The 10606-nt window shown below is 56.6% G+C and carries 6 protein-coding genes; 3 read left to right on the top strand and 3 right to left on the bottom strand.

What is annotated here, in order from left to right; genetic code table 11:
• Positions 1-93: 93 nt before the first annotated feature.
• A complete protein-coding gene (locus tag AUC61_RS06415; RefSeq protein ID WP_243245063.1) occupies positions 94-462 on the bottom strand; it encodes a PilZ domain-containing protein in 369 nt (122 codons plus the stop codon).
• 282 nt (positions 463-744) lie between these two features.
• On the opposite strand from AUC61_RS06415, the gene AUC61_RS06410 reads away from it, so the two are divergent.
• The 3 genes from AUC61_RS06410 (at position 745) to yjiA (ending at position 4171) form a co-directional block, all read left to right on the top strand.
• Positions 745-2820, top strand: a complete 2076-nt coding sequence (locus tag AUC61_RS06410; protein WP_243245061.1) for a carbon starvation CstA family protein — start codon at positions 745-747, stop codon at positions 2818-2820.
• Positions 2821-2839: 19 nt separating this feature from the next.
• Complete coding sequence (locus tag AUC61_RS06405; protein WP_032627364.1) at positions 2840-3037, top strand: YbdD/YjiX family protein; 198 nt, start codon at positions 2840-2842, stop codon at positions 3035-3037.
• Between the two features lie 156 nt (positions 3038-3193).
• Complete coding sequence (yjiA, locus tag AUC61_RS06400) at positions 3194-4171, top strand: GTPase (RefSeq protein WP_243245059.1); 978 nt, start codon at positions 3194-3196, stop codon at positions 4169-4171.
• Between the two features lie 928 nt (positions 4172-5099).
• Here yjiA and glyA read toward each other — a convergent pair.
• The gene (gene glyA, locus AUC61_RS06395; protein WP_243245057.1) at positions 5100-6353 is read right to left on the bottom strand and encodes a serine hydroxymethyltransferase; all 1254 of its coding nucleotides are present in this window, start codon (positions 6351-6353) and stop codon (positions 5100-5102) included.
• A gap of 229 nt (positions 6354-6582) precedes the next feature.
• On the bottom strand, positions 6583-10380 hold the full coding sequence (locus tag AUC61_RS06390) for a sensor domain-containing protein (protein WP_243245054.1): 3798 nt from the start codon (positions 10378-10380) through the stop codon (positions 6583-6585).
• Positions 10381-10606: the final 226 nt, after the last annotated feature.

The raw sequence follows: 10606 nt of genomic DNA, 5'->3' as shown, positions 1-10606 counted from the left end.
TCGGCAGCTCCTACAGGTCCTATGTTTGCCGCGAGACAGCGCGGTGTCAGGGACAGCGGGCGCGCTCCTACAGTTAAAAGACCATGCAGATCCTTACACCTCAATCAGCGCCGCCAACTCCCGTTCAAGCTCATCGTGATCGGCCAGGTTCAGTTCGATCAGGCGTCGCAGGTGGCTGATTGAGTCGAGCGTAATGTGCTCACAGACAAATCCCAACTGGCCGTTGTCATCGTGGGTCAGTCTGACGTCCATTTGCACATGTACTTCATTGCTCAACTTTATGTCAGCGTGGAATGGCTCATGTGTATCGGTTTGCCACGGTTGTGGGCGCTCGATAAGCATGCCCTTCAGAGACAGGTCGACCAGTTGAACCTGCCAATTGTGGTCCCCCTGGCTCAGTGTGGTTTTGGCATCGAATGCGATGCGTTTGAAGCGGCGGCGGTCATCGTGGGAGTCGGTCATCGAATCACTTCTCTTGGAATCGACTGACATGCTGTCAGCGGTTCAACGCCAGGCAAGGCGTCGCCTGTAACGACGATAGTCCCGATCCTGCTTTCCGGATAGCTTTCAGGCCCGGATTTACACTTCGTCGGCCTTTGGAACCGCGTCTAGTGATCAGGTTCAGTGGCCGTTTTAAGTGAAACGTTTCTTTTGCGCTCTAGACCTTGGTTGGGGTGGCCTTTCGCTGCGACAGAGCTAAACTCGCGTAGCTGGTCTTTCAGTCATCTGCTGGAATATAAAAAAATGAAAAATAATAATAGCCTCATGCGCCATGTGCCCTGGCTAATCGTTGCAATTATCGGAGCATGTGCTCTGGGGGTCGTGGCCTTGCGCCGCGGAGAAGCAATCAACGCCTTGTGGATCGTGGTCGCTGCGGTCGCCATCTACCTGGTTGCCTATCGTTATTACAGCCTGTTCATTGCCCGGCATGTTATGCAGCTCGACCCGCTGCGGGCGACTCCAGCAGTGGTCAACAATGATGGTCTGGACTACGTGCCGACCAACAAACACATTCTTTTCGGTCACCACTTTGCCGCGATTGCTGGCGCCGGACCATTGGTTGGGCCGGTACTGGCTGCACAGATGGGCTACCTGCCCGGCACCCTCTGGCTGATCGCCGGTGTGGTTCTGGCGGGCGCGGTGCAGGATTTCATGATTCTGTTCCTGTCCACACGCCGTAACGGTCGCTCCCTGGGTGACATGGTGCGTGAGGAAATGGGCCGTATCCCAGGCACCATCGCGCTGTTCGGCTGCTTCCTGATCATGATCATCATCCTTGCGGTGCTGGCGCTGATCGTGGTCAAAGCGCTGGCTGAAAGCCCATGGGGCATGTTCACGGTCATGGCGACGATTCCGACCGCGATGTTCATGGGCATCTATATGCGCTACATCAGGCCAGGCCGCATCGGGGAAATCTCGGTGATCGGTGTGGTTCTATTGTTGCTGTCGATCTGGGCAGGCGGTCATGTTGCGGCCAGCCCTGAATGGGCACCGCTGTTCACCTTCACAGGCGTGCAGATCACCTGGATGCTGGTGGGTTACGGCTTTGTCGCTGCCATGCTGCCGGTCTGGTTGCTGCTGGCACCACGTGACTACCTGTCGACCTTCCTGAAAATCGGCACAATCGTTGCGCTGGCGATCGGGATTCTGATTCTTGCGCCTGAGCTGAAAATGCCCGCGCTGACCCAGTTCACCGACGGTACTGGCCCGGTCTGGAAGGGCACTCTGTTCCCGTTCCTGTTCATCACCATCGCGTGTGGTGCGGTGTCCGGTTTCCACGCGCTGATCTCTTCCGGGACCACGCCGAAGCTGCTGGATAACGAAACCAACGCCCGTTACATCGGTTACGGCGGCATGCTCATGGAGTCCTTCGTGGCGATCATGGCCATGGTTGCTGCTTCGGTGATCGAGCCAGGCATCTACTTCGCCATGAACAGCCCTGCGGCCATTGTCGGCGGTGACGTGGTGACTGTGGCTCAGACAGTCAGCAGTTGGGGCTTTGCCATTACCCCGGAACAACTGACAGCAGTTGCTAAAGACATCGGTGAGAACACCGTACTGGCACGTGCCGGTGGTGCACCTACGCTGGCGGTGGGTATCGCGCAGATCCTGCATCAGGCCTTGCCAGGTGCGAGCACCATGGCGTTCTGGTACCACTTCGCGATCCTGTTTGAAGCGCTGTTTATTCTGACGGCGGTCGATGCCGGTACGCGTGCCGGTCGCTTCATGCTGCAGGACTTGCTGGGCAGTTTCGTACCTGCCCTTAAACGCACCGAGTCCTGGACTGCCAACGCTATCGGTACCGGTGGTTGCGTAGCGCTCTGGGGTTACCTGCTGTATCAAGGCGTGATCGATCCGCTGGGCGGCATCAACACTCTGTGGCCTCTGTTCGGTATCTCTAACCAGATGCTGGCAGGTATCGCGCTGATGTTGGCAACCGTTGTCCTGATCAAAATGAAGCGCCAACGTTACATCTGGGTCACCATGCTGCCAGCTACCTGGCTGCTGATCTGCACCGTAACGGCTGGCTTCATCAAGCTGTTCGATAGCAACCCTGCGGTAGGTTTCCTGGCGCTGGCCAAGAAGTACAGCACCGCGGCTGATGCGGGTCAGATTCTGGCTCCGGCCAAGACCATGGATCAGATGCAGCACGTGATCTTCAACGCTTACACCAACGCGACGCTGACGATTCTGTTCCTGTTTGTGGTGTTCAGCATCCTGTTCTATGCGTTGAAAGTCGGCGTTGCGGCATGGGGCAACAAAGAGCGTACGGATAAAGAAGCGCCTTTCCAGGCACTGACGACTCCGACCAACGTTTGAGAAACGAGAGGATCTGCCTATGTTCAACGACCTGAGTCGCCTCGGGAAATACCTCGGTCAGGCTGCGCGCTTGATGGTTGGGATGCCTGACTACGACAATTACGTCGCGCATATGCAGGTCAAACACCCTGACAAGCCGGTGATGGATTACGAGGCGTTCTTCCGGGAACGCCAGGAAGCCCGTTACGGTGGTAAGGGTGGGCCCAAGTGCTGTTGATCATTTGAATTTTTGATCCACTGCATCAGTTAACCTGTGGGAGCGGTGCTTGCCCGCGATAAGCTCAACCCGGTCTCCGATACCGAGTTGGGCTTATCGCGGGCAAGCACCGCTCCCACAGTTGTTTTGTGTTGTTTGGTAAATACAGGAGCACTCATGACCACCCCGCAACCCATTCCCGTCACTGTCCTCAGCGGCTTTCTCGGCGCGGGCAAGACCACGTTGCTGCGTCATCTGCTCAAGACCGAGCACGGCCTGAAAATCGCCGTGATCGAAAACGAATTCAGCGACGCCGGTATCGACACCCAATTGTTGGGGGCCGAACCGGTACAGGTCATGACCCTGTCCAATGGCTGCGTCTGCTGCACCATCCACACCGATCTGACCAAAGCACTTTTTCTGCTGCTGGAGCGTCTGGACAGCGGTGAAATCGCCTTCGACCGTCTGGTGATCGAGTGCACCGGGCTTGCTGACCCAGCGCCGGTTGCGCAGACCTTTTTCATCGACGAAGAGCTGCGCGAACGCTATATCCTCGATGGCATCATCACCTTGGTGGATGCGGCCAACGCTGAAACGCATCTGGCGCAGACCATCGCTCAGGCGCAGATCGGTTTTGCTGACCGGCTACTGGTGAGCAAACGTGATCTGGTCGACGACGCAGCTTTTGACGCCCTCTGCGCCCGTTTGACCCGCATAAACCGCCGCGCTCCGATCAGGGTGGTTGAGCATGGCCAGATTGATCTGGCCGAGTTGCTGGATGTTCGTGGTTTCAACCTGAACGCAGACTTGGGCGCAGGCCTGACCCTGCGTCCGTTGGCTCCGGCCGGTAATTCCATTGACCGTATTTCCAGCCTTGTTCTGCGCACCGACGAGCCTCTGGATATCGACAAGCTGAGCGAGTTCATGAACGAGCTGCTTGAAGAACACGGCCCACAGTTATTGCGTTACAAAGGCGTGCTCAACATCGCTGGCGAACCGCGACGCATGGTGTTTCAGGGCGTGCTGAAGCTGTATGGCTTCGATTGGGATACGGAGTGGGAAGAAGGCGAAAAGCGCGAAAGCGTGATTGTGTTTATTGCCGACGAGTTGCCGGAAGAGAAGATCCGGGCAGGGTTTGCCAGAGTCTCGGGATAAGCAGCACTTAGTCTGTTGAATCCGATGGACTAAACATGCAGATAGACCCTGTTGGGCTGTGATGCAGCAAGATCATTAATCCAGGTGATCAACGACCTTGCTGTTTGCGGTCCACATCAACTTTTGGGCCAGGTCGCGCTTCGTTCCAGAACTTTCAGCTTGAAAAGTGCGCCTTTATCTCCAGGTGCTGTCAGGTAACTCCATGAGTGATTCTTAACAGTAGTTTTGCTATAAGTGCTCAGCGTAGTTCCACCAGACGTGAGCACCAAGTAGACCTTTGCAATGTCTTCAGTCAAGTCGGAAAGGTTCAGCTTTGTCGTTTTGTCTTCTCCCACGAGCTGGAAATGGCGACATTTTGTTGAGTCGGTTGTTTTCCATGCGTAACCATTATTTGTTATGCCAATCCACTTTGTTCCTTTATCGCTCAGCATCAGGGAATAGGAGTGGAGAATATTTGAAGTAGAAGTTCTCAGCGTAATGCTCGAATGTATTAACAGTCATGTACTCAAGAAATTCTAGACTGTAGCCCCGGCTGTCCTCTGAGCTCCCAGGAAAATCAATGCCTCCTACCGGTGCGGTAGTCCACACTACGGACGAAAAGTTTACTTTCGAGTCATCGCTGGCGAGACTAAGCTCGCCATAAAATGATTTGCTGATGCCAGTGTCTTCGTTTGCCATTTTCGTATACCTGATTGATTTTTCCATCATGTGATGGTTGTGTCAGGTTAATCAGCAATGTGGGTGTCGAATACTGTCATAGTTGACAGTGTTTGGAATAACTGTCTATTTCGGATGTTGTTTTTATTTCGAACTGAACTAGCGAGCTATTCAGCCTATTCACGGAGAGTGTTTGTATAGAGGCTCGCCTATAAAAAAGCCCCGGCTCTCACGAACCGGGGCTTTTTGTTACTGCTGCAAACAGGGCTGATTAAGCGCTGTATACCGGCAGTTTGGCGCAGATAGCTTTTACTTTTTCACGTACTGCGTCGATCACGGCTTCGTTGTTCAGGTCAGCCAGGATGTCGCAGATCCAGGTTGCCAGCTCTTTGCACTCTGCTTCCTTGAAGCCGCGAGTGGTGACTGCTGGTGTGCCGAAGCGCAGGCCGGAAGTCACGAACGGGGAGCGTGGGTCGTTCGGTACGGAGTTTTTGTTGACGGTAATGAACGCGCGGCCCAGAGCGGCGTCTGCATCTTTACCGGAGATGTCCTGCTTGATCAGCGAGAGCAGGAACAGGTGGTTTTCAGTACCGCCGGAAACCACGTCGAAACCGCGCTCGATGAACACGCCGGCCATGGCCTTGGCGTTTTTCACGACTTGTTGCTGGTAAGCCTTGAACTCAGGCTGCAGCGCTTCCTTGAAGCACACGGCCTTGGCGGCAATGACGTGCTCCAGTGGGCCGCCTTGGGCGCCCGGGAAAACAGCAGAGTTCAGCTTCTTCTCGATGTCGGCGTTGGCGCGAGCCAGGATCAGGCCGCCACGTGGACCGCGCAGGGTCTTGTGCGTGGTGGTGGTCACGACGTCAGCGAAAGGCACCGGGTTCGGGTAAACGCCAGCGGCTACCAGACCGGCTACGTGAGCCATGTCGACGAACAGGTAAGCGCCAACTTTGTCGGCGATGGCGCGGAAGCGCGGGAAGTCGAGGATCTGCGAGTAGGCAGAGAAACCGGCCACGATCATTTTTGGCTTGTGCTCAACGGCCAGACGCTCGACTTCGTCGTAGTCGATCATGCCGTTGGCGTCGATGCCGTATTGAACGGCGTTGTACAGCTTGCCCGAAGAACTGACGCTGGCGCCGTGGGTCAGGTGACCACCGTGGGCCAGGCTCATGCCCAAAATGGTGTCGCCGCCTTGCAGCAGAGCCAGATAAACGGCGCTGTTGGCTTGCGAACCAGCGTGGGGCTGAACGTTGGCGTAATCAGCGCCGAACAGTTCTTTGGCGCGGTCGATAGCCAGTTGCTCAACCACGTCGACGTATTCGCAGCCGCCGTAGTAACGCTTGCCTGGGTAGCCTTCAGCGTACTTGTTGGTCAGGACCGAACCCTGAGCTTCCATCACCGCTGGGCTGGTGTAGTTTTCCGAAGCGATCAGCTCGATGTGCTCTTCCTGGCGCTGGGCTTCTTGCTCCATCGCGGCGAAGAGATCGGAGTCGTACTTGGCGAGAGTCAAATCACGGCTGAACATGGCGGTCCTCAGGGATCGGGGCAGAAAAGGGGGGCATTCTACCCCATTGGCTTTTATCTGGCATATGAAAGGCAGTCATGTGCTGGACAAGTGGTTTTCACGATACACGCCTGTAGGAGCGCGCTTGCCCGCGATTGCTTGTGGTCAGGTGACAAAGATGTTGGCTAATGAACCCAATCGTCCGGATGCGGCCCAGACCAAGCGCGCTCCTACAAAAGGACACCCGACCTCAATCAAACATGAACAGCGCATTATCGCTGTATTGCGCTTCGAAGCGGCTTGGCGGCATCGGGCGGCCGAAGAGGTAGCCTTGCACCTCGTCACAGCCATGCTCGCGCAGGAACTCAAGCTGTTCGTGGGTTTCGACACCCTCAGCAATTACCGCCAGATTCAGGCTATGGGCCATGGCGATGATGGCGCGCGCGATCTGCGCGTCCTGTTCGCCGGAGGGCAGGCCGTCGACAAACGTCCGGTCGATCTTGAGGATGTCGATCGGGAACTGCTTCAGGTAGTTCAGCGATGAATAGCCCGTACCGAAGTCGTCCACCGCGATGCTCAGGCCCAGACGCTTGAGGCCGTCGAGAATATGCATCGCTACGCCCACTTCGCGCATCAGGATACTTTCGGTCAGCTCGAGCTCAAGGCAGGCTGGCGGCAGACCGGTTTCCTGAAGAATATTGGCAATCCGGTTGCCTAGCTGGCCGTCGGCGAATTGGCGTGCAGAGATGTTGACCGAAACCTTGGGCACGCGGACCTTGGCCTGGTGCCAGGCCTTGAGCTGTTGACAGGCTTCTGTAAGGACCCAGTCGCCGACTTCCACTACCAGCCCGAGCTCTTCCAGCACGGGAATGAATTCGCTTGGCGAGACCAGCCCGCGCCGTGGATGACGCCAGCGCAAAAGGGCTTCGGCACCGGTCAGGCGTTTGCCATCGCCGCTGAACTGCGGTTGATAGAAGAGGGTGAACTCCTGCTGCTCCAGTGCATGACGCAGGTCGCTTTCCAGCTCCAGACGCTCAAGAGCGGTGGCGTTCATGTCGGCCTGATAGAACTGGAAGTTGTTTTTTCCGTTCTCCTTGGCGTGATACATCGCAGTGTCAGCGTTCTTCATCAGTTGGCTCAGCTCGTTGCCGTCCTGCGGGCTGAGCGCGATGCCAATACTGGCGGTCACGAAGAACTCCCGGCCTTCAAGAACGAACGGGGTCACTAGGCTGGAGAGAATTTGCTCCGCCACATGGATGGCGCGGTTCAGGGCGATTTCGCGGGTTGGGCTGGGTTGCAACAGCAACGTGAATTCGTCGCCACCCATGCGGGCGACCGTGTCGTCGTCGGCGACGCACGCCAGCAGGCGCGTGGCCATTTCCTGGAGCATCCGGTCACCCGCCGCATGTCCCAGCGAATCGTTGATCGGCTTGAAGCGGTCCAGGTCGAGGAACATCAACACTACCCAGGCATTTTGTCGCTCGGCGTGTTGCAGTGCCGAGTGCAGGCGATCCTGGAACAGCGAACGGTTCGGCAGGTGGGTCAGGGCGTCGTAGTAAGCCAGGCGATGGATGCGTTGTTCACTGGCTTTGCGTTCACTGATATCGGTGAAGAAGCACACATAACTGGCCAGATCGCCTTCGTCATCCAGTACTGCCGTGATGCCCACCCATGCCGGGTAATGCTCTTCGTTGCGACGCTTGAGCCACACTTCGCCTTCCCAACTGCCGCGCTGATGCAGCTGTTTGACGATGTAGCGCAGGTGCGCTTCCTGTTGGTTGTCCACCGTAAGCAGTGTCGGCAGTTGGTCTTGTACTTGTGCTGCTTCGTAGCCACTGACCCTGCTGAACGCTTCGTTGGTTTGCACGATATAGCCAGCTGGGTCGGTAATCAGGATGGCCGAAGTCGAATGTTCGAATACGGTTGCGGCCATGCGCAGATCTTTTTCCGCCCTGCGTTGCTGGCTGATATCGCGGCCAACACCGAGAATGCCTTCGAACGTGCCTTGATCATCCCAGACCAGCACCAATCTCAGCTCAATGGGTATTTTTCGTCCGTCGGCGCGCAGGCAGTCGAACAAGAATAGCTGAGTGGGGATTTCGTCGCGCAAAGCCGCCAAAGCTTCCGGCTTTTTCAGCACTTTGCGGATGCGCTCCATCAGCGCGTATACGCCTGCGAGCTGCTGCGGATTGGCGACGGTGGATTTCCAGCCGTGCGTGAGAATCCATTCAGCGCTGTAGCCCAGTACGCCCTGTACCGAAGGGCTGACGTAGTTGGGGGTGAGCTTGTTATCAGTGGAAAAGATTACATCGCTGATGCTTTCGGCGAGCATGCGGTAGCGTTGCTCGCTGTCACGCAGGGATTCACTGGCTTCCAGCTGTTCGGTGATGTCTTTGGCAACACCGATGATGCGCGTGACCTGATCATCGAGATCCCGGGACAGCGCCTGTTCACGAATGTCAAAACGTCGCCATTTATCGTCGCGAGCCCGAAAGCGCAGTTGGCATTGCAGGAGCTCGCTGTGCCCGCGATGGCGCTGACGCAGGCGCATGTCCTGATAGCTTTCGGCGTCTTCGGGGTGCAACAGCATCTCCCAGAAAAACTCGCCCATGCGCAGCAGTTCAGTTCTGCTGTAGCCCAGAGTCTGACCCAGATTGTGGTTGCTGTAGATCATCCGCTGGCTCAGTACATCCTGCACATACAGGTGATCCGGGACGGTGCGCACCACGTTCGACCAGAATCCTTCTCGCTCCTGCTGAGACAGTTCGACCCGTTTGCGGCTGGTGATGTCCCCGATACTCAGAATCACTGCATTGAAGTCTTCAAGTTCTTCAGGCAACCGCAGCACCAGCCACAGGTATTGATCTTCGCCCCGGTCCTGAGTCAGGCGGATTTCGATCTCCAGCTGACTTTTTCTCGAAAGCACTGCGTGGATCAATTGCTCGCCAATCCCTTGCCGGCTGCGTGGGCAGCCTTCGATCAGGTGCTGCCACGCCTGTTCATTGGATTGCACATTGAGCAGGCTCAGTGCGACCTGGTTCACTTCAGTGATGCGAATTTTGCGTAACAGTGCATTCAGCTGTCCGGGCTGAGCCTTGAGCAGCTCATGCAGACCTTCGCTGTTATCGATTTGCAGCGTGTCGAGGTAGTCCGGCAGGTCAGACATATCCAGCACACAGATGGCGACTCCGGCACCTTCGAAGATGTCCTGATAGCGCCGTCGGCTCTCGTGCAACTGGCGCTGGCGACGACGCAGGCTAAAGAGCGCCAGCAGCGGCAGGATCGAACAGAACAAGCCGACGATACATTTACCGATCAATGGCCCCAGCAGTTGTTCTCGTGCCTTGGTGACGTCAAACAGGCCCCGTAACTGCCAGTTACTGTTGGTCAGCGGCTGAAGCAGAACACTCTCGATTTCGCCCACGCTGCTGACTATCGGTTCGTTCTGAACGGTGGTATCACGGAAAAGCAGCCGATCAGTGGAGCGGTTTTCCAGGCGCCAGAGAGGCTGGAAGCCTTGGTGCGTCTGGCGTGTCAGGGGTTTCAGTACATCGGGAGCCAGGCGCAAAGCCCAATAGTTCGTGTTGCTATCGCCGGGGTAGCGGATCAGTAGATAGACCTGCGAGCCATCATCGCTGTTGTCGTAGTAATACGGTCGGCCCATGGCTTGTTGCAGCGTCTGTTTAAGAAACAGAGCATCGGTTGTGGTGTCCAGGGTGTCGGTAGTCACCTTTCCGAGCGGGTCCAACCACGCCATGCTGCGCAGCGACGGCAGAGATTGACGCAAATTGTTCAGCAGATGCAGTTCCTGCTCAGGACTCTGCGGCTCTTGCTGGTTGTTGCGGCTCAGGAGGTTAAGCGCGACCTGCGCGCTCAGTTCCATGTTCAGGCTCAAGCGGTCAGCCAGTTGCGCGCTGTAATCGAGGCTACGCTGGCGTTGTCGATCCTGAGTCTGTTGAAACTGATCAATCAGCTGCCAGATGATCAACGCGAGCATTAACAGAACCAATGCTGCCAGAACACCTTTCAGTGACCCGCGCAAAGGCATGGCCGTTGCGCTCCTGGTCAAGCTCGAGGGCGATGAGTGGGTTGATGTAGGCAACGTTGATCCTGACTACTGAACTGAACAGGCTGTTGGAAATGATTGCGTCCCGGGCGCGCGGTGGTGAGCGCCGGGCGCACTATAAGCTGCACGCCCAAAGGGCGGCTAGCATGCCCTGTGTTGTGGCTAAGTGCCAGTCCTGTGGGCTCAGACGGTTTGCCCTCAAGCCCGC

The sequence above is a fragment of the Pseudomonas maioricensis genome, from assembly GCF_022790535.1.
Taxonomy (GTDB): domain Bacteria; phylum Pseudomonadota; class Gammaproteobacteria; order Pseudomonadales; family Pseudomonadaceae; genus Aquipseudomonas; species Aquipseudomonas maioricensis.
This window is presented reverse-complemented; position numbering and strand designations above follow the sequence as displayed.